Here is a 23690-nt window from a genome sequence, read left to right as displayed (position 1 = left end):
TCTGAAAATTTAGACCTTACTGAGCAGGTCATCGTAGTGCCGCACTTCTAATAGTCGGTTTTTTTCGTCCACAATGACTACCGTAGGAGAGTAATGTTTTAACTCTTCCAAAGAGAACTGCCCGTAAGCCATTATAATCAAGCGATCGCCTACAATGCCTAGACGTGCCGCCGCCCCATTTAATTCAATTATTCCCGAATTGGCTGGAGCCGTGATGGCATAAGTAATGAAGCGCTCACCATTGGCAACGTTTACTACTTGCACTTGTTCGTAGGGTAAAATTCCTGCTTTTTCTAACAACATTTCATCAATGCTGATACTGCCTACGTAGTTAATATTCGCCCCAGTCAGGGTGCAATTGTGTATTTTCGCCAAAAGGACTGTACGCTGCATTTGGTTTTTAGGTTTTGTGGCCAGGTTTGCAATCTGCAATTATTAAACTTTTATTTTTGTGATTGCCTGACTCTAGTATAGGAAAGCAGGAGGCAGTCTTTATGAATTTTGTACCTAGTACTTTGTGAAGTTAAGGAGTTAGGAGTTAAGAATCAACACTCCTAACTCAGCAATGCTTATTTAGCAGCTTTGATACACTGCTCAACTAAGGCTGCAACTTTACCAACATCTTGCCAACCGAGAATTTCTGTTACTTTCTTTTCCAGATTTTTATAACTGCGGAAAAATTCAGCAATTTCATCTAAACGGTGTGGCGCTACATCATTGAGAGATTTAACATGGGTATAGCGTGGGTCTTTGTCTGGTACACAAAGAATTTTTTCATCGCGATCGCCACCATCAATCATCTCTAACATACCTATTGGTCGCGCAGCAATAATACAGCCTGGGAAAGTTGGCTCATCGATAATCACCATCCCATCCAGTGGGTCGCCATCATCAGCCAAAGTATTCGGTACAAAGCCGTAATCATAAGGATATCTTACCGAAGAATAAAGCACTCGGTCTAGGGCAAAAGCTTCCAATTCTTTGTCATACTCATATTTATTCTTGCTCCCGCCTGGGATTTCAATCAGAACATTCAGAATACCCGGTTTTGGTTGAGCAGGAATACGGGATAAGTCCACAACAAAACTCCTCGGCTAACGGTGAATGGGGATGCACTCTGTTTAGTTCCCCGTGTAGAATTTTATGGCCAAGATGTACTTCTTCCCAAAGAATTTTCTCACACACCCTAAATACAACAAAGATAAACGCAAAAATCATCCTTACTTTTGCCTAAAATGCTGAATGCCATTTATTAGCTGAAGTTACGCCTTCTACATAGTAATTATTCCTTCTATAGCAGTCCTAAATCATTTGTGAAAAAGTAAAGCATATTTGGAAATTTTCTTTTCTGTTCCCTGTTCCCTTTTCCCTGCCTTAACGAATAATTTGCACAACTCCTGCAAGGATCGCTATAGTGATGATTCTTCCATCAGAGGGATGTGTGAATACTTAATAATGGCTAATGTAAAATCAACGTCTAATTAATAAACATGAGAATTATGCCATCTCCAAAACCATTGTATGGCACAGAACTAGTAGATTGTGCCAGAGCAAATGCCAAGCAAGGAATTGAAACCGCTGCTTATCAATGTGGCTATGGTGATGATCTCAATACTTTTGCCCAAGAACTCCGACAAGCTTGTGAAAACATGAATTTACAAGTGAAGGAATTGAGTGAATTAATTACTGATCAAGACATGATCCTAGAAATAGGTACTGGTGAAATTATTGCCCCAGATACAGCGTCAGAATTATAAAAACTGCTGACCATTCCTAAGAAATATCTGACATTGAATCGGAAATAAGGATGGTCTGCAAATTTGGTGCGATCGCCCTCTTCCACAATTAAATCTTACGCTGCTTAATCGGTTGGGCGGGATTCCCGACTTAGATTGTCATAGCTTCTAAAAAACGTCCTGTAACTCCACACAGAGTCAATACCGCACCCTTCCCAATAGTAATTCCTGGGCTAACTACTCAATTTAGCAGCAATCCAGCTACTTTCTAGAATGTGGATTGGGGCAGTAATTAATTTAAAGTCGGGATGACTCCAGTTATGCTTGCTTGTGCAAAGATAAATCCCTTCAGATATGCACACATGGCTTTCGATGGTTACAGCCGCCAGATTATCGATCCAAGCATCTTCCCCAATGCAAATCTAGTCACCTACAGTTAGTAGCCGGACAAACCTAATTCCTACTCGTGGTGTGATGTGAAGTTTCCGACCCATTGGCGCTCCAAAACTGCGGATTAACAACACTTTTAAGCCGGAGACAGTTTTAAGCACCCATTTTGTACCAAAGGAGAACCCAGGAAATACCACAACATTTATTTCCATAAGGGTGCGCCTGGAGTATAAGTACCAAGAGTGTAATTATCTAACTGCATATATCAAGCTAATAAATAGTTGAGTAAACAATAAAACATAGCTGTTATCGGTATTACCAAGGAAATTAAACTGTGAGTTTTTCTCGTTTTGTAGTGTTACCAAATATAGAAATAGCTTGAGGTTCAAATGTTTTGTCCGAATCAGTTCAGGATAAAATTGCCTAAAACAAGCCAACTATCCTGTTATTTAACGCTTCAAAAATTTTATCTAAATTCTCATAGTTGGGACTGATTATCTTCTCGAACCAGTCTACCATCCGCTTGCAGAAAAATAGAATATGACAATTAATTTTCCATGAGTTACCAACAAGTCTATTTCCCGCTACTTTGTTGGAAAATCAAATAGAATGGCAAGAAATCCAATTGAACTGTGTGTTACCAAGGCTAAATTTTCTGAGGTTGATGTAGTTAATTTAAATTTCATAATTTTACTTGAAAAGCCTACCAGATCAACATATAAGATTTTTGAATGCAATTAAATTAACGTATATCCACCAAGATTTGCTTGACGATATATGAATTTATGGTAAATTTACTCAGGCAGAATATGAAGTATTCTGATTTAGTGAGGAGGTACCCTTGATGACTGTTCTCAAAATTTGCTTAATTCGTGCAATCTTAATATGCAACTCAGTTCTTATAACTAAGAGCCAAGTTTCTTTGTTAACTTAACTGCGTGTTAGTCGCAACTTAAGATTGTATGTTCAGTTTATTCTCAAGATAAGCTCTAGAGCTTACTTAGGGAAGCGATCGCCCAACAACTATTTCAGTGTTCATTTCCCAATGCTTCTAAATTGTTAGATAGAAGTTGTGTTCCCGATATAAAGATAATCAGGCTAAGAGGTTCTATGAAACTTTTCAATGACCTTGTGACAGTAGCAGAATCAACTGCTCCTGTTGTTTCTGTTGCTTTTTTTTGCTCTATTTTCAGTTGTAGAGCTAATCTCTTCCCAACCAATCAAAGCAACAACAAATATGTTCAGAAATGGAATTTGAGTCTCCATAAATTTCTGACAAATAAGCAATTGACGCAGAACGCAACTTTACCGAAGCATAACCAAGCTAGTGTGACCATGAAATTTCCTGTGTATCGATCAGGGTCAAATAGCCTTGCTTACAGTGAAGAAATGCTTGTAGATAGTGCTGCTAAAGAGACAGGCACTGCCAGAACTAACTTTAGTGTCACAGCAGAAAGCGTCAATTGCTAAATAATTATGAAGAAGATTAAATATATCAAGTTTTGCTTACTCGCTGCTCTTTCGCTGCTTTTAAGCTTCTCTGGCGTAATTTATGCACAAACGACCACTACTGGTCAAACAGTTTTAACAACTCAAGTTCCTAGTACTTTCAAGACTGATGGAGTTCCCTATGAATTAGGCATGAAATTCCGCAGTGCTACAGACGGACAAATTAACGCCATTCGCTACTGGAAAGCTTCTAACGAGACGGGAACTCACATCGGCAGAATCTGGTCGGCAACAGGAACTCAGCTGAGTAGCGTTACTTTTACTAACGAGACTGATTCTGGTTGGCAGCAACAGGCTCTAAATACACCACTGAATATTCAAGCGAATACGACCTATGTGGTCTCTGTCAACACTAATGCTTATTATGCAGCTACAATTGGTGGATTTATTAACACCATACTCAATGGTAACTTGAGTTCATTGGCAGTTAACAGTGGGGTTTTTAACACGACTGTAGGTGCGTTCCCCAATAATTCTTACCTGAATACAAACTATTTCCGTGACATTAATTTTGTTGCTGCTGCCCAATCAACACCAACACCAACACCCACACCAACACCAACACCAACACCAACACCCACACCAACACCCACACCCACACCAACACCCACACCAACACCCACACCAACATCGACATCGACCATTCCATCGAGTGCGCTCGCTCCTTGGCCAGTATTTCAGCGTGTAGATGCTCTCAAGTTTTCTTCCAGTGTGGGGGTAACAAAAGTTTGGGGAGATTATTTTGAAAACAGTGAAGATCCATTTTTCCTTTCACCTGGTGTACAGACCCAAGAACTGTCGAATACTTCAAGTGGCAACTATGCAGTCTACAACAACATTGATTTAGGCAGTGGCGTGGAAGCACTGATGCTCCGCGTTGCTTTGGCTTCAGGCACTAACGTTGTTGAAGTCCGCTTAGGCTCGGCTAGTGGTACTTTGTTGGGAACATGTACCATCAACAGTACCGGTTCTGTATCAACCTACCGTACCGTTCCTTGTCCTTTGAATACAGACCTTGCCAAAGACAAACAAAACCTAGTTATCAGGTTCCCAGGCACCAACAGCACAATGCGTTTTAATTGGTTTGCTTTCTGGGCTAAGGATACAACGCAAACAATTGACCAGATACAGAAATGGCAATCTACCGTTATGATCAACAAACCTGCACCTGTGATACCAATTGCTGGTAGCCCTGTGCGGACAAAAGATTTGCTTCCTACAAGTTCTGCGATACTAGCGAAATCATACGGTCTATGGTCTCCTGGAAAAACTTGGGAATGTCCAAAGTGGATGCACGATACTTATTGGGTGAAAGCTGACGATAATAAAACCTACCCAACTTGGCACCCACCAGTGGATTTCAACCCAGAGACCAATACTTATTGTACCTATGGTCATGAGCATGGCGATAACCCACTCAGTTCAGAAGTGTTTACTACTGCGGGTATGCCAGCTTTCGGCTATATCAACGAACAGCACGCAATTAATGATCCAGCTCATCCCAGACATGAAGACCACTTTGGCCATAAGGTTTTTGTTGCCAATAACTGGACTATGTACAGTGCTAACAATAGCAGTAACACTACAAAATGTGATGTAGTTGTGAAAATACATATGGGTTCGCATTCACCCGATGCGCTCACAAATACGGCACATGAGATGTTTGTGGCCGGTAAATGCGATGGACAACAACCTTTTAACGTCAAACAGTTTGGCTTGTTTGGTACGCCTGGAGAGTTCAAAGAACCTGAAGCAACTTATTGTGACGCATTCTTGGCCTCTGGTATTACGCCGAACCCACTCAACCAGCCAACAGATGGCGCTCATCGTGCGATTCCTACAAAGGATTGCTATGCGCGTGGCTCTCAAGACGAACAATCTTCCTTAGTTCAAAAAAGAACATTTGAATACTGGCTAACAGAGTTCGTCCGCGGTGATTTTTACTTTAGAGTCACAAATCCTGCGCGTTTTTATGATGCTTCTTCTACAACGAAGATCGGCAGAACAGTAGATTTGTGTTATCTTCCAGATCATCCTCTTGCTAAGACATTATCATGCCAAGAAACCCTGGCGGCTGGTAGCAAAGTAGTGTGGGATGATCCTCGTTCACCTTTCCGCGGAACAGTGGGTATAGAAAGTCACTTTTCCGGACTGGCTTTTAATAATTCTCCATCTTCTGTAATTTATACAGATGCCTATGGCAAAAATGGCAGAACGTCACCCGATCCTTCTAAGGAGATTACCTATAAACAAATCGTCCCAATTCAGGGATTTGATTATAGAGTAACTGGCCAAGATAGCCTCTTCCCGTCCTCTGACTATTCTGCATTAGGGAAAAATGGTGTCAGAGCGCCTAACTAACATAATTTAGTCATCTTGGAAAACAGCCTGTGAGTTTACCTACAGGCTGTTTTTTATCATCATCGCCTCCACTGAGGAGAAGAGGTATAAAAATAATACTTTTTAGTTCATTTTATGATGCGTACGTAAGCTTAACTTTTCCGCTTCAATCAAACGAGTAGCGAGAAGAATTTCTGCCAATACACGTTGGAAGGCATAGTACCAACCTTCCCAACCATCAAGAATGCCACCTTTGAGAATTAAGCAATAAAACAATATAATAAAGGGAGCAAGAATTTTTTGCTTACGGATGCGATCGCTCCAACTTAATTCTTGTATTGGTGTTTCTAATAGTTTGTTTACTTCAATTACCATATAACGATCCTGCGCCCACAGCCAACGACTTAAGGGTTTTTGATCATCATGATGAATATATGCAGATAGCATTGCAGATTTACCATCTACCCAAACTCGGTGGGCATGACCATCATTTTGGTAAATTGCTTTTTCTCTCTTGTAAAGGACTTTACGCGGTGGTAGCAGTGTACCACGCAAAGGTTTACCAAAGACACAATACTTGAATCTGACGCTGTAACTATTTACATCTGAATCTACTTGCAGTGCTTGAATTTCCCGAATTAACTCATCAGTTAATATATAATCAGCATCTAGTGAAAGTACCCACTGAGACGAAATTTTTGTTAATCCATAATTGCACTGCCCAGCAAAGGAATCAAACTTTCTTTGAAATATTTGTACCTGGGGATAAGAACCCAAAATTTCTAAAGTTGCATCAGTGCTGTAACTATCAATAACTACTATTGCAGTTGCCCAATTCAATTTTTGTAGCGTGCGAGCAATATTTGGTGCTTCGCTATATGTCAGGATGAGTGGCGTAATTTCTTCTATCATAAAATTGATTACATAAGTTGTTTTCCTACTTCCTGTTTCCTATGCTCTATGAATTAATTTTATCCAACAAATTAAGACTGCTATACTGGTAAACTACTATTGATAGTTTGATTACTAATTAAATCCTCAAAATCAGCTAGGTATAAACGGGCAATACGCTGATAACTAAACTCCAATGCTTTCTGACTAGTTTTAAGACTGATTTGATATCTTATCTTTGAATTCTGAATCACCGATGCCATTACTGTGGCTAGATTTTGGGCTGCGGCTGGACTATGATGTTCAAAGAAAAATCCTGTTTCTTCATTTTTGATATAATCCTGAAAACAGCTTAAATTAGAAACTATTGGTACTAAACCAGTTGCCATTGCTTCTAAAGGGGCAATGGGAAAAGCTTCACCCTTTTCTGCCAAGGAAGGATAACAAAATACATCAGCTTGTCGATATATTTCTACCAATTTCTTCGGGTCAAAAATTGGGTCTAGAAATTCTACATTTAATCCCTTTGCTTGCAGTTTCAGTTGATTTAAATAATTTTCACCTCCACCACCTTGACTGCCTTTACTTGGCCCAATCATCCTCAATTTCACTTGAGACATTTGCTGTGCCAGGATAGAAAACGCCTCTATCAGCAGATGAATTCCTTTTTCTGGATGAATTCTTCCCACATATAAAATTATCTTCTCTGCACTATCTGTCCGATTTTGTGTAGATGGAGAAAAAACGCGAGTATCCACTGGGTTAGGAATTAATCGCATACGTGGAATTGCTGCTGGATACTGTTGTGCGATTCCTTGCCAAATCGACTCTGACAACACAGTAAAGCGGTCTGCACGACGATATAAAGGGTATTGTCCTTTAGGAAATCGGCCAACACTGATGACAATTTTGCCAACTTGATTACGTAGTGGTGCAAACACAGGTAGCCAAAAATCATTGATCACCAAAATATCGGCAGACGGTAAGGTGGGAAATGTTTGTAGAGCGTAAGCTAAATCTTTGAGTAAGTCTAACCAGATATTAGGACTTTGAGAAAAGCCACCGCGACGGATATATCTCACACCATTGATGGTTTCTGTGGGAGGTTGTCCTGGATACGCACGACATAAGATAGTTACTTGATGACCAGCGGCCGCAAATTCTTCGGCCAAGCCCTGCCAAAGACGGTGATGCGCTCCTCCCTGTAGAGTCGGAATAGGTAGCCAGGGGCCTGTAGCAATGGTAATAATCAAGCCTACCTCCTTAAGCGGAATAAAACTGAACACAACTAGGGATTTCACCACCAGCAAGAATCCACTGGTAAACATTGGCCATATCTTTGGCGATCGCCTCCCAAGAGTATTTGGCTTTAACTAAATTTTTACCTTTAACACCCATTGCTTGTCGTTCACTCAAAGACATCTCCATTGCTTCTACCAAAGCATTTGTGAGAGCTGGCTGGCTAATCTCAACCCACCAACCACAGCTATATGTTTCTAAATCCTGCCAGGGCGCGCCTTTTGTGGTAATTACAGGTACACCATAAGCTAAAGACTCGGCAATTGCAATTCCAAAATTTTCTGAATGAGTTGGTAGAACGAATAAATCCGCATTACTGAGCGCACAGGCTTTCTGCTCTCCAGATAGCATACCAGTAAATGTCACTTGTGGCTGCAATTGTAATGTTGCTGTTAGCTCTTCTAATTTGGATTGATAGCCGATTAAGTCAGACCCAGCAATGATCAAATGCCAGTCAGGAAATTGTTTTACTAGTGTTTTCCAGACGAATAATAAGTTATCTAGACCTTTTTTGGGATGAATTCTAGATAAAAAAAGTAGCCATTTTTGGCCAGCTAATTGGGGAAATAGGCTGACTAAAACTTCTCGACTAGGTTGATTGTCAAGGTTAGGAATGCTGACTCCATTTGGAATTACAGCGATAGGTTGGTGAAAATTGAGTTGGCGAAGGGAATTTGCTTCTTCTGGGGAAGTTGCATGGAAGGCGATCGCTTTTTGGAGGTTCTGTTGTTCATACAGAAACCACGCAGGTAGTTTTTTAAACCAACTATTCCTTAAAGACCAAGGTTCTAGCATCCCTCTAGGAGAAATAAGTAATGGTAGGTTATTCCTTGTGGCAGCTTGCCGGGCATAAAAGTTAGGAAACATCCAAAGCCCGTGATTATGAATTAAATCTAATTCTGTTGCTGCCAACTGGTGTAAAGCTTGGTTAGCACTTGGCTGAAATCCACGTAGATATTTTGCTAATTTTGTTGCAGTGTAACTGTGGAGATTTACATTTTTCGTAGCGACTTGTTTCCCATGTCCTTGATAGTCAAGGGTAAATAAATGAGGGCAAATTCCTTGCTCAGATAAAGCTTGTGCTAGATTAGTTACTGAATAGGCTGGCCCACCACTATTTTCGTTAATATTGGCAACTACATGACATACATTTAATGATTTGGCAACTGTTTTCATCAGAGTTAATTAATTTTCTTGAAAACACCTTTAACTTTTTATTATTCTAAATGTCTAGAGATTAGGTAGAAATTTTTTCCCACCAATATTGTAATAATGCCAAACTCCAGCGACGATACCAAACTCCTAAATGAATATCTTTGTCTGAATTCATGCCTGTAAAACATTCATGCCATTCATCATTAATCCATTCGGGAAAAGGAAAGGAAAAACCTCGTTTTTGTTGGTTAGTAACCCAACTTGGTAATTCAGAAACAGATTCAATTAATAACCTTTTTTGCGGCATTAAGCGCAGACTACTGGGTATAGAAGAGATCGTTTCTAACAATACTCTGTCTACAAGTGGCACTCTTAGTTCTAAGCCCCATGACATACTCATAACATCACTATCTCTTAATAGCTGATTACGCATATAGCCGCTAATTTCTAATAAACTAACTTCATCTTCAAGAGAAGGTAGTGACATAGCTGGATGTTGACTATGACGTAGGGGCAAATCTCGTTCTGGAAGGTATGTATGTGCTATTGTGACAGCTTCTTGGTGAGAAAATATGCCCCGAAAACTGCGATAAGCAGCTTTTACATCTGGAACGTCTTGTAAGAAGTCTCCTATGCGTCTGAGTTGTGGTGACTTACTCCAAGATTCTAAGCCCTTCCCAATACCAATATTTAAAGGATATAGGGTTTTAATTTTCCTGCCTAAGCGAACCATTTGGGGAATTTTTTGAAAAGAACCGTAACCCCCAAATAATTCATCTCCTCCTAGACCTGAAAGAACAACTTTTGTGCCATCTTCATGAGCTAATTGAGATACACAAAAAGTATTAAAACCATCTACACTTGGTTGATCAATTGTGTCTAGAAATTTGGGAAATAATGATTTACCTAAAGCAGATGTAATTATATATTCTTTATGCTCAGTTTCAAATGTTTGAGCAATTTTAGAGGCGACTTTACCTTCATTCCATGCAGATTCTTCAAAACCAATAGAGTAAGTTTTGAGTACACCAGTTTGGGTTTGACGTGCTAAGGCAACCACTGTTGTAGAATCTATTCCACCACTCAAAAACACCCCTACAGGTACATCACTGACAAAGTGGTGTTGAATAGAATCAATTAGTGCAATTCGCACTTTTTCACGGGCTTGTTCTAAGGTGATTTTTTCGGGAGTAAAATCAAATTGCCAATATTGTTTTTGCGTCAATTGACCAGACTCCCAATGCAGATAGTGACCTGCATTTAAGCAGTGAACTCCTGCAATCAGCGTATTTGGCTCTGGAACTGAACCGCTAATCAGATAACCATATAACCCCTCCATGCTTAAATTAATTGCAGGTAAGCGAGAAGAGAGAATGGTTCTGAGTTCAGAAGCAAATATTAATGTAGAACCAGATTGCCAATAATAAAGGGGTTTAATTCCTAGAGGATCACGAGCTAAAAAACAAGTTTTTTCAAAATCATCCCAAATGGCAAAGGCAAACATCCCTCGGATATGCTGAACACAATTCTTACCAAATCTTTGGTAGAGTTTTAAAATAACTTCTGTATCTGTTTGGGAATTAAAATTTTCGCCTTGAGTAATTAGCTCCTGTCGCAGTTGTTGAAAGTTATAAATTTCACCGTTGAAAGTAATCCAATATCTTTTATCAGTAGTAGACATCGGCTGATGTCCAGCACTACTAAGGTCAAGAATTGATAGACGAGTATGAGCTAATGCCGCTTGCCGTTCTGGGGCAATAAAAATACCTGCATCGTCTGGCCCCCGATGTTGCAAAGCAAGTTGCATTCGCTGAATCGTAGATTCTAATTGTTCTTGATATTGATTAACTGTAAGAATACCAGCAATGCCACACATATAGTAATATTTGTTATTAAAATTTAGACGGAAAATATAATTTATTTTTTAATAAATTAGGATGAGAACTTAGCAATATTTGAGAGGAGAGGGGATTTTTGAAAAAATTGATTAAGTGTCAATTGAAACTTTTCAAATCCAAATGTATCAATGACTAAACTTCTTAGAGAGTCTGGTTGATAAATCAAAGGATTGGGACATTTTTTCATAAGGATTTCTGTAAGTGTTTGTGCGATCGCTTGCACATTATCTGGATTAACCAGCGCCCCTAATTTACCATGACACAGAGCATCTATAGCACCATCTTGATTACCTCCTAAAACGGCTTTACCACAACCTAGTGCTTCTAAATACACAATTCCAAAGCCTTCTCCTTTACTTGGCATAGCGAAAACATCGCAGAGATTATAGTAATCACACAGTTGTTCATCAGGCACAAATCCAGCTAGGGAGACACAATCTTGTAATTTTAGCTGGGCTATGAGTTGCTCAATTCTAGGTCTATCAGTACCTTGACCGACAATCACATAACGAACATTAGGAATTGACTGCCGAATTTGAGGAATTGCTTGTAAAACTTGGTCGTACCCTTTGTATTGTTCACCAGCCGATAATCTGGCTACAGTTAATATGACTGGCTGTGTTGGTTGGATATTATGTTTTGCTAATAAATATTCAGGTTTAGGCGCAGGTCGAAAACGATGAGCATCAAAGGTGTTGGGTAGAATAGTAACTTTTTGGGGATCGAGGTTGTGTTCTTTGAGCAGGCGATCACGTGTATAACTGCTGACAGCTAAAATTAAATCAGCCTCCATTAAAGCTGTCTGCAAATACTTATTTTTAATATTCCACGCTTCTATCCCATGAGCAACTACCCAGTAAGGAATACCCACTAACCGTTTAAGTATCAAGGAAGCCACAGCAAAATTTAAGTGAGTTGCCAAAACTAAATCGGGTTTTTTTATCAGACCATTGCCAACCAGCTGCGCTGCAAATAAGGGTGTACGGAATTTTGCTGGTAAACCACCAGCAAAATGAAATCGAGTTTGAGGTAAGTAGGTAATCCTAGATGAAGTCTCAACATCATGTTTGATAAAAGCTTCATACCGACTGTCAGGAAAAAGGTTTTGTAAAGCTTGAAATAAAAAAGCAGAGTATATCTGGATACCACCGTTAAAACTAAACAACTGAGGCAACCAAAGATGTATATTCATTGATGTATCAGAGTTTGGCATATTCGAGTGCTTGCATTAATCCCTGAGTTGCCTGAGCGTAAGTGTAATTTCCTACAATTTTTCGGCTATTTTCTCCCCACTTTTGTAAACGTTCCCGATCTGATAACGCTGCTTGCAGGCTATGGGCTAATGCAGATATATCACCAGCCCGAAAAATTAAACCATTATGCTCATTATGAACCAAGTCTTGGGAACAACCAACATGATCACTGACAATTACAGAACGACCTAAACACATTGCTTCATTAATAGCCAGTCCCCAAGTTTCTCCTGCACCACAACTTGGTAAAACAAATAAATCAGCAGCAGCATAAGTACGAGGCATTAATGTTTGGTTTTGAAAAGGTGCAAAGTAAATATTTGGGTGTTCTGCTGCGGTATTTTTTAGCTCTGTCTCTAAAGGGCCAGCACCGACAAATAACAAAGATGTCTGAGGAATATTTACTGATAAGAAAGCTTTGAGCAAATCCAAAGGACGTTTTTTATCTTCCAGTTTACCTGCAAAGAGAATTACTGCATGATCTGAGGAAATACCTAATTCTTGTTTCCAGGCTTGCGCTTGGTGATTAACTGTATCAGCTTGAGCCAAAAACCTCTCATTATCTACTGTATGGGGAGAAAAAAACAACTGCTTCTCAACTACTCGATGATAACGGAAGTAATCATAGTTGGCTTTACCGACATACAGACAAGCCGCAAATCGACGATAAATTTGTGTAATAAATTCTCGCTTAACTAAAGCCTTTACTCCTTTAGATGCTAGTAATCGATGGGAATCACCTCGAAATAACAATGGAATTTGACTTTGATTCCAACCCCACAATAAACGATAGATACTAGCATAGTTATAAATCATTAGCAGTACAGCTTCGGGATGGAAGTTTTGAATTTGTGACATTAAAGAAGGATTTTGTAATCCCCAAAAATTATGCGTACCAGGTTGAGAACTGATATTTGGTACAAATTCGTAATCATATCCGCTTAGTAAAGGGATATCCCATTGAATTTCCTGCTTAAAACCAAAATCGACTTGCTTGGTAACACCAAAATCCCACAGATAAAAAACTTTTACAGCTAAACCTGTTGTGTTGCTGAGATATTTAAACCAAGGAGAATAATATTGAATAGGATGAGAAACAACAATCGCCAGTTTTTTCATGCTCTAGCTGCACTTGTCTGTTATGAGTGATGCGCGGGAAATCTCGGTATCTTTTGATTCTGCATCAAGACTACCACAATCCCCACCAATACCATACCCGATTGGAATAAAGCCGAAACATAGACTCCAGCACTAAACTCTGTTTGAAACGAAAATGCCAGCAAGAGAACAGAAAATAGTGACTGTGCTGAAAGAATTGGTGCATTCATAGACCAACGAGTAATTTTTCCATACCAATTTCCCAAAACTATCCCCAGCCCTGCACAGCCTAAAAGGCCGAAATTGGCATAAGATTCTGCAAGTAACCCCCAACCAATAGTTGTGCCTAATGTATCTTCACGCCTTTGTAATCCATAATGAATGCTCAAAATAGAAGTGCCTTCATGACTGCGAATTTTATTGGCATTCAGAAACCGGGGAATTAATAGTTGTGGTATGATCGCATAACTTTCCCCATACAAATAAGGAATAGATTCTGGGCTTTTAGTCTGGGTTAAAAGCAGCATCTGAACTACACTAGAACGTTCTACAAAAGATGATTTTTCTTCTGATTTTGATGATCTATGAATATCATCTTTTGCTCTCATTTTTTCTAGGCTGTAACCTATCCACTCACTATACCAATTAAAATATTGCCAAGGTTGAACAAGTGTGGGTGTATCTGTTTGAAACCAATATTTGTGACGCATTTCATCTTTGCCTTGGTGCAAAACAGATAAAGAAATAGTAACTACTAAAATAGCTATAATCGGGACTTTCTTTCTACCAATAATAAAGGCTGCTGTAGCTACCATAAATGTAGATGCTGCACCTACCACTACTAGACTAATTGCATCTGTTACCATGTAAGTAATCAGCAAAATTAAAAATAATTGTGATTGAATTTTTGGTAAAGCATAATTACCTAACTGATATGTAAGGACAAAACTTGCAAGGACAGTTAGTCCTAAAACAGCACCACGAACAGCAGCAAAGACACCTCCATCTAATATCAGCCACCCTCCGTTTTTAGACAAATTGAATAAAACGGCTAGTGTCATGATTAATAAAAAAAATAAATTTCCTTTTTTCCCATTTAAAGCGCGATAATGTTTAGGCAAAGGAGGGGGAGATTTTACCGATTTCAGCCAAACTGAAGTACCTATAATTAAAAATCCGGCAGTTGTTATACCAGCAAATAAATGACTTTCGGGAGAATAAGTTATCACTAAAGGATGATTAGCTACTAGAGGCAAACCATAAGTCCATGTATAAGTAAGAGCAAATAATGGAAAAAGTGGCATTCCAAAGGCTCGACCAGAACACCAAAGATAACTAGGCCATAGTGCGGCTAAAGTGATGATTATGGCTGCAAACTTTGACAGTATAGAATCAGTTTCACTCTGTAATTCAAATACCAGTAATCCTAGAGCAATGAACCAAAATACTTTGAGCAAATGTCGCCGTTGATATCTTTCAACGACTGGTAGTAAAGCTAAAGAGTGATAATTGCTAGGGTATGACTCATTCATAAGTGATTTGCTTTAACTGGCAAGACACTGATCAAAAATCTGGCATTGCTTCTTGGTCATCTCCTTTGCTGTATAAGGTTTAAAGGCTGACCAGTTAGTTTTTGGTATATATCTGTTCGGTAAGTCAAGCAATTTTTGAATCGCAGTATTTACCTCGACTAATAAATCTTCCGGTTGGCTGTCGGAGTTAAAAGTTACATACTCACCAGCTTGACATTTTTGGAGAATATCTACCACAGAACTCTGATGATGGAAAACTGCCAGTATGGGTTTGCGGGCTAGAATACAAGGGTAAAGTTTAGATGCAGTATAAGTAGAGTCATTGGAACCAATCAGTAAGATAGCATCACTATCTGTGAGGATTTTTAGAGCTTCAAAGTAAGGAATACGTTCAGGGTGTTCAGTTACTAAGTCGGCAACTCCAAATTCTTGGGCAATTGGTTCTACAGTTTTGATGGCTAGTCCTTTAGGCGCATAGCTAGTACCAATAAAGTGTAGCCTAATTGACTGCCATACTTGAGGATTTTGGCGGCGATCGCACTGTATACTCAAAAATAAGGCTCGCAATGCCAATGCCATATCATCACCCCCTCGACCTACATAAACCCAGTGGCGTTTGCCATCATCAGGTTTAAATATTTTCTGCTGTACTTCAAGTCCAGGAAGCGATGCAAAATCTGACTCTGGCGCACCAAAGGGTAGAACTGTAAATTGTTCTGGGCGCAAGTGGGGGTATCGCTGTTGAAGGATTTGCGGATAAGCAGGTGAGACACTAATCACATGACTGGCGGATTTTAAAGCAATAGGTTCCAGTAATTTAGCTTGCAGTTGCGAAAACTCATACTTAAAACGACCGCCAGGCGGTCTTGCAGTATTGGATTTTTGATAGTAATCACTTAGCCAGGGATCTTGGAAGTCTAGGACGTAAGGAATACCAAAACGCCGATACCAAATTGCTCCCAGCACCATTGACGTAAATATAGTGGTAGAAAAATATACCAAATCAAACTTCTGCTGCTGTAGAAGGCGACTTCCTACCTGAAGTAGCTGAGGAAAACTCCGCAGACCGAGACTACCTAAGCCAAATTTTCGAGTTTGTTGGATGGATAATGCTCCTGTATGTGTGACTGGGATATGTGCGGGAACTGTTTTTTCCAAAAGTGGATCTTTAACTCCTTCAACAGCATCTGGTTGCACTGTGAGAATATGAGATTGCCAGCCAAATTCTTCCAAATAAGGCAAAGACATTCTTACCCTTTGGTGATCAGGGGCATTGATAGGAGGAAAGTGTGGGCTGACAATTAAGACTCGATTAACCAAAGTTAAAGACTCTCAACGTTATATTCTTAAAGGATTTTTGCAGCAAAAACTTACAAATTGTAAGTTTAGGAAACTATTGACCTAATTGGCTCTAAATCTAGATGATTGGAAGAGATGAGACGATGGTAAAGATGCTCGTACTTACTAACAATTACATTAGCAGAAAAGCACTGTTCAACACGCTGACGGCAACGCTCACGATTAATTTTAGATATGTTGGCGATCGCAGCAACAGCTTCATCCAGATTATTCACTAGATAACCATCCATACCCTGACGGACAATTTCTGGTAAAGCGCCACGAGGACAGGAAATAACTGGCGTACCACAGGCTAACGCTTCTGCAAAGACAATGCCAAAGGGTTCATCCCATTGAATGGGAACAATCATAGCTGCGGCTTGGCCAAGTAATTTATTTTTCTGCTCATCGTTGACTGGGCCAATATATTCAATTCCATCTTTGCCCAAATAGGGAGCTATTTCTTGTTCCCAATAGTTTTTTCCTTCCTCTGAATTGACTTTATTCCCTGCTATAATCAGAGGCTTTTTTGCTTGATGAGCCGAGGCGATCGCTTGATGCGCTCCTTTGATACTTTCAACTCGACTGAGAAAAACTAAGGGAGCATCTGATTTTACAGTAGGTTGGAAAGTATATTTATCTAGTTCTACGCAGTTGTGAATTGTGTGCCAAACTCCGCCAGCTTGCTGCCCAATACCACAAATATAATCACTACAACCAGTAAAGGTGAGGGAACCTCTAGCTAATTTTGTCCCCCAGCTTGTAGTGCGTAGGCTGGGGTTACGTTGATAAGACATGATTTTGGGTAAACTAGAGTTCAGCAGGGGTAACAGATAAAAGATGCGAGAAAAACTATGCAAAATATCTGGTTGAAATTGCTGTACAGCAGACAACAGGACTTTTGTGTTCTTTAAAGCATCTAATGTGTTTTGAGATTGTTTTCCCCACCAAGGAAAAAGTTGACTAGCTTTAGAAGTAGACTCAGGATGAGCAACTAACCCGACAGTGTGACCTCTGCTTCGCAGTCCAGTGACCATTAAATCAACAATACGTTCAATTCCGCCATATAGTTTTGGTGGTACGGGAAGCTCAGGATCAGCAGTCAGTAAAATTCTCATAGTATTGTTGGTGATGCTTTTATTACTATTTACCGAATATATTCATTGCTTTTTAGCTAAATTTTACCATTAACAAAAAGGGCATTACAAAAACAAAAATATTTTTAAGGCATAAATCGAGATGATAATATCGTATTAAAAATATGAAAAAAGCTTTTGCAAATAATATATCTATAGTTCATAGGGAAATCACCAATAAATTGAATTTGGTAAAACTGTAAAATTTGTTGAAAAAATCTCAGAAAATATATTTTCAATATTATGATTGGGAGAGTAAGAGATCAGATTTTAAGACCAAATCAATTTCTCACTACAAAATCGCTACTCACAATGAATGTCTAATTAAATAGATAACAATAACTTAATTTTTGTGGCAATATCATTGAGGTTTGGAGAAGATTTGACAATATCAATAATTTCTCTTTGACTATCAATAGCTGCTTCAGGATTAAGTATTTTTATAGCTAATTCAGCTAAAGCATCTGGAGTGTCTGCTAAAGGCAGTTTTCCATCATTCCAGCTATAGCCACGACAGCCTGCTGGAGTAGTAATTACAGGGATTTGCCAACCCAGAGCAATGGCTAATTTTGTGCTACAACCTCGTGAATAGCAAAAAAGTGGATGTACAAAGCAACTCCAAGTACTTGCTTCTTTCTCAAGTTCCTCATTAGAAAGTTGTCCCAAATATTCCACAAAACGAAAGCGTTGAGTAATATCTTTTGCCACTGACTCAGGGCCGCCTACAAGCCTCAAAGAAATATTGCCAAAGGCTCTTTTTTCTAGTGCTTCAAGGAAGAGAATTAAGCCTTCTTTATTCGGAATATGGTCAATAGTCCCAACAAAACCTAGTCTTGCAGGGTGGGGATGCCAAGGTAGAGGATTGTTAGAAATGGTACGTGGAAACCAAGTAACATTTTTTGCTCCTAACCAACGCTCAATTTCCACTTCAAAAGCAGACAGGCAAAATATATAGTCAATATACTGACGATGTATCCCCTCGGCTACTAAGCTTTGAGCTAAGAATTGTAAATCTTTGGATGTGACTTCACTAAAATTAGTGCTGCCACTTTTTGTCCTGACAGCGTGAAAAATATCTGTACTTTCTAAACCATGAGATAGCAAAATTATCTTGCATTCGGGGCCGAGTTGCGATCGCAATTCTTTAGCGATAGGAGCTGTATCTACTTGATTGAGAAAAATCCACTTGAGATTTTGCGCTTTGGCTTGGCTAATTACATCTTGTGCTAAGTTAAGCGGCAATCTTCCAACATAGGGTTGAGGGAATAGTTTGCGTTGTATTCGGGTAAATAGATCTCTTGCTGGCTCATAACCTAACACAGAAAGAGAAAAACCTGCTGTTTTGAGAGTGTTGATGTACTCTTGGGTACAAATTTGCACTCCCCCTGGACTGTTTGTCAGATACGCAGATGCAGAGACAAATAAGGCTGGAGTCAGACAAAGAGAGTTTGTCAAGTTTTGGGAGTCAGAATTGCTCGGAATATTGCTGGTAGAAATCATATTTTTTATAAAAAAATGTAGGTGTTAAGGTAATTTTGACAAAAACAACACATTATTACCTTATGAATTAAACATGATTCTCTCTCTAAATCTCGCTATTCTCCAACCTAGAGCAGCTTTAGCATAACCATATTCATAAACTTGTTTCTGCACTTTTTTCGCCAATTTCCAGCCTAAAAAAGTAGACAGAAGTTTAAACATTGGCCCGCCTATAGGTTTGATATCAGAACCACCGAACTGTTGCACCTTGGTTTCTGCTTTTTTGCGTAAATCTGGGACATCAGGGTAAACTTCGTAAATGAAGCGTTGAAAAACAGTTGCACAAGCATGGCGTGTTGTGGGACTATCTTCTCTAGCTAAGAGATTTGTTGTACCAATTTCTGAAGATAAAAAAGCTGATTCCCAAGCCCGACGAGATTTTGAACCACTTAAACTATTAGTATTACCGGATCTATAGTAAGATTTAGCCCCCTGACAAAATTTAACACCTTTGCTCGCTAAGAGAACACGACAAAAGTATTCTCCATCATCATTTAAAGATAAACTTTCATTCCATAAACCAGCTTTTTCTGCAATTTGCTTTGGTACTAACCATGCTGCTGGGTGCATCATCAAGTGATTTTCCCAAGCTTCAACAAGTAAATCTACAGGTGACATATCCTGCCAGATAGACTGAGCAAGAAATAAAGCTTCTTGAGGTTTTTGATAAAATCTAGCCCATTCTCCTGATGCAATATATTCTAAATTATCAGTACTATTGAAAATTTTTAGTTGTCTTTCTATCTTATCAGGAGCCAATAAATCATCAGCATCTAAATATTGAATGAAGCCTCCTTGTGATTCTTGGAATCCTCTATTTCTAGCAGCACTAGCTCCTCTATTGGTTTGTGAGATAACTTTAATACCACGAAATATAAATTTTTTAGTAATTTCTAAACTGGCATCTGTGGAGCCATCATCTACTACAATAATTTCTGTGTTTTTCCAAGTTTGGTTTAAAGCAGATTCTAATGTTTCTCCTATCCAAGATGCAGCATTGTAGCAAGGAATAATGATAGAAACTAATGGTTCCATATAGCTATATCCATTATATAAATTTATTTTATAAAATATGTTTCCAAGCAGAACGAAAATACCAAGTCTTGGAATCCGCTACATAATGATGCATAATTCCTTTAGGCTTGATTACTTCTTCAGCACTTGGCATTACAATGTAATCTGTAGCTGAAGCAATAGTACAAGGTTGGCTAGACATTAACATCGCTATCAACGCCTGTTCCTGGTAGTAGTGAGTCCCCTGTTCCTCAATCATAGTTTTACACCAATGCTCTAACTTTTCCCAATCGATATCTTCACTTTTTAATCCGCAAATTCCTACATTCAATCGCTCTGGAATCTCTGCTTGGGCTAGAGAAGACATCAAGGACTGAGAATAACCATAGGATGTCTCTACATCTACCATGTGACATGGTTTCTGAGGCGATTTGAGCCACTCTATTAATAAATCCGGCGGATGGAAAAACAACATATCAGAGTCAAGTACCAGTTTCCATCCTTGAGAGCCAATATGAATATCTGTTAATTTCTTCAGATTGGGATAATTGAGACGGCGTTCTCTGAGATAGGGGAATTTACTTTGGGGTAGATATTGTTCTAAGCGTTCTTCAACTTCCGACAGCAGAATAATTTTAGCGTGAGGAAAAATTCGCTTAATTTTATTTTGGTATTGCTGATCTAAAGAACCATCATCATAAATAATTGGACGCAATATCAGATTTGTGTGTTTTTGCATTGAGTAGGCACAAAAGCAGGTTTGATACCAAAATTTGCGACCACTTAAAAAATAAATATCTAAAGATGGTGCTGATGTTTGGACTGCAATTGTAGGAAGTTTATCAGCAGCAGCTTCCATCTGAAGACGAGACCAATAATCAATCGCTGTATTGATACTTCCCTGACGGGATATTTTCTCTAAAAATTCCTTGGGAGCATAGTATAATTTGTAGGCGATCGCACCCAGTCCCAATTGTTTAGCTAACTGACGGAGTTGCTGATTGGCGGTCATATAAATATTATTCAAATTACTATTTAACTATAATTATTTGATATATAGGTAAGGTGAATATTGCAAATCTTACAAAGACTATTTCAACATCGCTAAACCTTCAAACAGCCCACAAACACCTTGCCACTGCACATAATTAGCAGGACTTTTCCAAGGCTGACAGCTAACGAAAGCCTTAGCCTTCCTCAAATGAACACTCCAACTAGCAATTTTTTGCCAAGGGCGAATATTGTGAGCATCTAATACTTGCACCCAAGAACGGGACGAAGAATAATTAAGTCTAGCCAGATAATCTTTTGTTAAGCGATTAATCGAAATTAGATGAGTAAGTTGTAGTTGGGGGAAATAACCAACTCCCCAGCCAGCATCAAGCAAAGTTAAATTAATGTCGCAATCACCGCCAGACTGTAAACTCTTACCAGTACGGTCTAAACCTAATCTCAGACTATCGTTTAAGATACTGTTGACATAAAACTGTGCGGCTTGTTGTTGCAAGGCCATTCCTGCACCAATGGGTGCAAATTCAGGGTGTTTTTTCTCGCTATTGGGGTCTTTGTCGTAAGCATAAATTTGCATCTCATACCCTAAATCCCGCAATGCGAGACAACCCCAAAATTGTTTTACCCAAGGTTCGGGATCTGCTTCAAATTCTGGTAGAGATTTTCCGCCTATTGCCCCTAAATTGGGATAGGTATTAAAAATGTTGATAATGTCTTGAAGATAATTCGGACATAAAACATTATCATCATCGACAAAGACTACATATTTTCCTTGACTGGCTTGAATACCAGCAATTCTAGCTCTAGTTAGCCCTAAACGTTCCTCACGAATAATTTGAGTATGGGAATGCCAAGAGAGGTCTAAATTGGCAAATAAATCTGGATTGCTAGAAGCATTATCAATAATTAGTAACTGCCAATCACTATAGGGTAAAGACTGCGATCGCAATCCATTTAAGGTTCTGTGCAGTCGAGTTAAATTAGGATTATGAGTGGGAATAATGACTGAAATTAGAGGATTCATATACGTGTTTTGATAACTTTTGCAGGAACACCTACAGCAATGGAATAAGGAGGTAAATCTTTAGTCACAACAGCACCAGCACCCACAACACAACCATCGCCAATTGTGACTCCGCCTAAAACAGTAACTCCTGCACCTAACCAGACATCTTTACCTATGGTTGTTGGTCGCAAAATATCAGGTTGCCAACGAATGCGATCGCATTCGTCAGGAACAGTATGATTGGAGGAAAGAATACGGCAGTGCATAGCAATTAGAGAATCTTGTCCAATAGTTACGCCTCCATGACCATAAATTACGGTATAAGGCCCAATAAAAACATTATCTTTAATGGTGATGTTTCCTCCCCAAGCGTGCAGAACTACTCCTTGTTCCAACTCTACATTTGATGATAAGGAAATTTTGCCAAAAGAGCCATTAGCAAATCCCAGACGAGCCGAAATTTGCTGATTTATAGTACAAGAGGGGACTAATTCTACACCAATTAATTTGAGATGAAATTGCTGCCAAATATTTATCAGTTTTTTCTGTTGTGTTATGAGGCGGTTAAACAAAAGTAACATTTAAACAGGCTTGTTAGTTAAAATCTGAAATAGATTACGCAGTTTACTACCTAAACCGAGACGATATCTAATTTGGGAAATTAAGCTTGGTTTTCCAATAGAGACTGTACCTTTCCAAGGTGTAAACTGAAGATATTTTTCATATTCATACTTGAATGGATGTGTACAACCATAATGCCAAGGTTTAGCACTACCACCTCCTATAAAGTGAACAATTATTGGGTCAAGTTTAGCTGTTAGATAATTAAATCTTTCATACCTATCTTTGTAGTCAGAAGATATTTGTACTTCTTGTCCATCCATGAATACTTGTGAGTTCCATTGCAAATCTATGGGCAACCAGGTATGACAAAGAAGTATATTGAGGACATCTTGATCCCACCATTGAAGTTTCTCAGGGGTTTGCCGAATTAGCTCACAACCTCGTTCAAAAATTTTATACTTACGCCAATAGTCCAAATTAATTAACATTAATCCAGAGTTAAAGTATAAGGAATCTTCTGGCAAACCTATTTGTTCTGGGTAATTGTCCATACCTATAGCGATTGCAGCGGCATGACTAAAATTACTAATATCTGTTTTCCACAAAGTATCAATTTTATTACGGAAAATAATATCCGAATCTATATATAATACTCTGGTTAAGTTTTGAGGCAATATCTCAGCTATTAATAATCTAAAATAGGCAGCAATAGATATGTGATGACTAATAGGTGCATTTTGAAAGCTATTTTCGTCTATAGGAATAAACTTAAATTCATTTATATTTTGCTCCAGGAATTTTTTTAATTTATTCAAGTGATGCGATGGGGATTTATCAGTAATGATATAAACTGCAAAAGCTTGTTCTGGGTTATTTTTGAATAAAGATGCTAACATAACTGCACAGTGCTGTGCATATTTATCATCTATTGTACAAACAACACTAATCTTCATAATATTCATTATTTAAATTAAAGTATAG

The 23690-nt window shown here is 38.8% G+C and carries 20 protein-coding genes and 1 pseudogene; 3 read left to right on the top strand and 18 right to left on the bottom strand.

What is annotated here, in order from left to right; genetic code table 11:
• Positions 1 to 9: 9 nt before the first annotated feature.
• Positions 10 to 393 carry an aspartate 1-decarboxylase gene (gene panD / locus IQ244_RS21415; protein WP_193897819.1) on the bottom strand — a complete coding sequence of 128 codons (384 nt, stop codon included), beginning with the start codon at positions 391 to 393 and terminating at the stop codon, positions 10 to 12.
• Between the two features lie 176 nt (positions 394 to 569).
• On the bottom strand, positions 570 to 1079 hold the full coding sequence (locus tag IQ244_RS21410) for an inorganic diphosphatase (protein WP_193897817.1): 510 nt from the start codon (positions 1077 to 1079) through the stop codon (positions 570 to 572).
• A gap of 420 nt (positions 1080 to 1499) precedes the next feature.
• Between IQ244_RS21410 and IQ244_RS21405 the strand changes: the two genes are divergently transcribed.
• A complete protein-coding gene (locus IQ244_RS21405; protein ID WP_193897815.1) occupies positions 1500 to 1757 on the top strand; it encodes a hypothetical protein in 258 nt (85 codons plus the stop codon).
• 130 nt (positions 1758 to 1887) lie between these two features.
• On the opposite strand, the pseudogene IQ244_RS21400 reads toward IQ244_RS21405, so the two are convergent.
• Positions 1888 to 2328, bottom strand: a pseudogene (locus tag IQ244_RS21400) (colanic acid biosynthesis acetyltransferase WcaF).
• Positions 2329 to 3236: 908 nt separating this feature from the next.
• Here IQ244_RS21400 and IQ244_RS21395 point away from each other — a divergent pair.
• Both IQ244_RS21395 and IQ244_RS21390 read left to right on the top strand, forming a co-directional pair.
• Positions 3237 to 3596: a hypothetical protein gene (locus IQ244_RS21395; protein WP_193897813.1), complete on the top strand. Its 360-nt coding sequence runs from the start codon at positions 3237 to 3239 to the stop codon at positions 3594 to 3596.
• 6 nt (positions 3597 to 3602) lie between these two features.
• Entirely contained in the window at positions 3603 to 5996 is a 2394-nt protein-coding gene (locus IQ244_RS21390) for a DUF4082 domain-containing protein (RefSeq protein WP_193897811.1), read from the top strand.
• 102 nt (positions 5997 to 6098) lie between these two features.
• On the opposite strand, the gene IQ244_RS21385 is transcribed toward IQ244_RS21390, so the two are convergent.
• From IQ244_RS21385 to IQ244_RS21315, 15 genes are all read right to left on the bottom strand, one after another.
• The gene (locus IQ244_RS21385) at positions 6099 to 6887 is read right to left on the bottom strand and encodes a glycosyltransferase family 2 protein (RefSeq protein WP_193897809.1); all 789 of its coding nucleotides are present in this window, start codon (positions 6885 to 6887) and stop codon (positions 6099 to 6101) included.
• An 80-nt stretch (positions 6888 to 6967) separates the two neighbouring features.
• Positions 6968 to 8119: a glycosyltransferase family 4 protein gene (locus IQ244_RS21380; protein WP_193897807.1), complete on the bottom strand. Its 1152-nt coding sequence runs from the start codon at positions 8117 to 8119 to the stop codon at positions 6968 to 6970.
• Between the two features lie 10 nt (positions 8120 to 8129).
• The gene (locus IQ244_RS21375) at positions 8130 to 9341 is read right to left on the bottom strand and encodes a glycosyltransferase (protein WP_193897805.1); all 1212 of its coding nucleotides are present in this window, start codon (positions 9339 to 9341) and stop codon (positions 8130 to 8132) included.
• Positions 9342 to 9402: 61 nt separating this feature from the next.
• Positions 9403 to 11196 carry an asparagine synthase (glutamine-hydrolyzing) gene (gene asnB, locus IQ244_RS21370; protein WP_193897803.1) on the bottom strand — a complete coding sequence of 598 codons (1794 nt, stop codon included), beginning with the start codon at positions 11194 to 11196 and terminating at the stop codon, positions 9403 to 9405.
• 56 nt (positions 11197 to 11252) lie between these two features.
• Positions 11253 to 12431: a glycosyltransferase gene (locus IQ244_RS21365; RefSeq protein WP_228059054.1), complete on the bottom strand. Its 1179-nt coding sequence runs from the start codon at positions 12429 to 12431 to the stop codon at positions 11253 to 11255.
• Positions 12418 to 13590, bottom strand: a complete 1173-nt coding sequence (locus tag IQ244_RS21360; protein ID WP_193897801.1) for a glycosyltransferase family 4 protein — start codon at positions 13588 to 13590, stop codon at positions 12418 to 12420. Before IQ244_RS21360 ends, IQ244_RS21365 begins: the two co-directional genes overlap by 14 nt.
• 20 nt (positions 13591 to 13610) lie before the next feature.
• A complete protein-coding gene (gene wzy / locus IQ244_RS21355) occupies positions 13611 to 15101 on the bottom strand; it encodes an O-antigen polysaccharide polymerase Wzy (protein WP_193897799.1) in 1491 nt (496 codons plus the stop codon).
• 12 nt (positions 15102 to 15113) lie between these two features.
• Positions 15114 to 16349, bottom strand: coding sequence for a glycosyltransferase (locus IQ244_RS21350; protein ID WP_228059053.1), 1236 nt, complete (start codon positions 16347 to 16349; stop codon positions 15114 to 15116).
• A gap of 137 nt (positions 16350 to 16486) precedes the next feature.
• Entirely contained in the window at positions 16487 to 17557 is a 1071-nt protein-coding gene (locus tag IQ244_RS21345; RefSeq protein WP_193897794.1) for a glycosyltransferase, read from the bottom strand.
• A gap of 342 nt (positions 17558 to 17899) precedes the next feature.
• Positions 17900 to 19075 carry a glycosyltransferase gene (locus tag IQ244_RS21340; RefSeq protein ID WP_193897792.1) on the bottom strand — a complete coding sequence of 392 codons (1176 nt, stop codon included), beginning with the start codon at positions 19073 to 19075 and terminating at the stop codon, positions 17900 to 17902.
• Positions 19076 to 19135: 60 nt separating this feature from the next.
• Complete coding sequence (locus IQ244_RS21335) at positions 19136 to 20149, bottom strand: glycosyltransferase family 2 protein (RefSeq protein WP_193897790.1); 1014 nt, start codon at positions 20147 to 20149, stop codon at positions 19136 to 19138.
• A 28-nt stretch (positions 20150 to 20177) separates the two neighbouring features.
• Positions 20178 to 21140 carry a glycosyl transferase gene (locus IQ244_RS21330; protein WP_193897788.1) on the bottom strand — a complete coding sequence of 321 codons (963 nt, stop codon included), beginning with the start codon at positions 21138 to 21140 and terminating at the stop codon, positions 20178 to 20180.
• Positions 21141 to 21218: 78 nt separating this feature from the next.
• Complete coding sequence (locus IQ244_RS21325) at positions 21219 to 22163, bottom strand: glycosyltransferase (protein ID WP_193897786.1); 945 nt, start codon at positions 22161 to 22163, stop codon at positions 21219 to 21221.
• Positions 22160 to 22726: an acyltransferase gene (locus tag IQ244_RS21320; RefSeq protein ID WP_228059052.1), complete on the bottom strand. Its 567-nt coding sequence runs from the start codon at positions 22724 to 22726 to the stop codon at positions 22160 to 22162. Before IQ244_RS21320 ends, IQ244_RS21325 begins: the two co-directional genes overlap by 4 nt.
• On the bottom strand, positions 22727 to 23662 hold the full coding sequence (locus IQ244_RS21315) for a glycosyltransferase family 8 protein (protein WP_193897783.1): 936 nt from the start codon (positions 23660 to 23662) through the stop codon (positions 22727 to 22729).
• Positions 23663 to 23690 lie beyond the last annotated feature (28 nt).

The sequence above is a fragment of the Nostoc sp. LEGE 06077 genome (genome assembly GCF_015207705.1).
Taxonomy (GTDB): Bacteria; Cyanobacteriota; Cyanobacteriia; order Cyanobacteriales; family Nostocaceae; genus Nostoc_B.
This window is presented reverse-complemented; position numbering and strand designations above follow the sequence as displayed.

Bases quoted from the DNA above. Each gene is read 5' to 3' on its own strand.
- panD (WP_193897819.1), bottom strand. From the start codon at position 393: ATGCAGCGTACAGTCCTTTTGGCGAAAATACACAATTGCACCCTGACT.
- IQ244_RS21405 (WP_193897815.1), top strand. From the start codon at position 1,500: ATGCCATCTCCAAAACCATTGTATGGCACAGAACTAGTAGATTGTGCC.
- IQ244_RS21395 (WP_193897813.1), top strand. From the start codon at position 3,237: ATGAAACTTTTCAATGACCTTGTGACAGTAGCAGAATCAACTGCTCCT.
- IQ244_RS21390 (WP_193897811.1), top strand. From the start codon at position 3,603: ATGAAGAAGATTAAATATATCAAGTTTTGCTTACTCGCTGCTCTTTCG.
- IQ244_RS21385 (WP_193897809.1), bottom strand. From the start codon at position 6,887: ATGATAGAAGAAATTACGCCACTCATCCTGACATATAGCGAAGCACCA.
- IQ244_RS21375 (WP_193897805.1), bottom strand. From the start codon at position 9,341: ATGAAAACAGTTGCCAAATCATTAAATGTATGTCATGTAGTTGCCAAT.
- asnB (WP_193897803.1), bottom strand. From the start codon at position 11,196: ATGTGTGGCATTGCTGGTATTCTTACAGTTAATCAATATCAAGAACAA.
- IQ244_RS21365 (WP_228059054.1), bottom strand. From the start codon at position 12,431: ATGCCAAACTCTGATACATCAATGAATATACATCTTTGGTTGCCTCAG.
- IQ244_RS21360 (WP_193897801.1), bottom strand. From the start codon at position 13,590: ATGAAAAAACTGGCGATTGTTGTTTCTCATCCTATTCAATATTATTCT.
- wzy (WP_193897799.1), bottom strand. From the start codon at position 15,101: ATGAATGAGTCATACCCTAGCAATTATCACTCTTTAGCTTTACTACCA.
- IQ244_RS21350 (WP_228059053.1), bottom strand. From the start codon at position 16,349: ATGTCTTTGCCTTATTTGGAAGAATTTGGCTGGCAATCTCATATTCTC.
- IQ244_RS21345 (WP_193897794.1), bottom strand. From the start codon at position 17,557: ATGAGAATTTTACTGACTGCTGATCCTGAGCTTCCCGTACCACCAAAA.
- IQ244_RS21340 (WP_193897792.1), bottom strand. From the start codon at position 19,075: ATGATTTCTACCAGCAATATTCCGAGCAATTCTGACTCCCAAAACTTG.
- IQ244_RS21335 (WP_193897790.1), bottom strand. From the start codon at position 20,149: ATGGAACCATTAGTTTCTATCATTATTCCTTGCTACAATGCTGCATCT.
- IQ244_RS21330 (WP_193897788.1), bottom strand. From the start codon at position 21,140: ATGACCGCCAATCAGCAACTCCGTCAGTTAGCTAAACAATTGGGACTG.
- IQ244_RS21325 (WP_193897786.1), bottom strand. From the start codon at position 22,163: ATGAATCCTCTAATTTCAGTCATTATTCCCACTCATAATCCTAATTTA.
- IQ244_RS21320 (WP_228059052.1), bottom strand. From the start codon at position 22,726: ATGTTACTTTTGTTTAACCGCCTCATAACACAACAGAAAAAACTGATA.
- IQ244_RS21315 (WP_193897783.1), bottom strand. From the start codon at position 23,662: ATGAAGATTAGTGTTGTTTGTACAATAGATGATAAATATGCACAGCAC.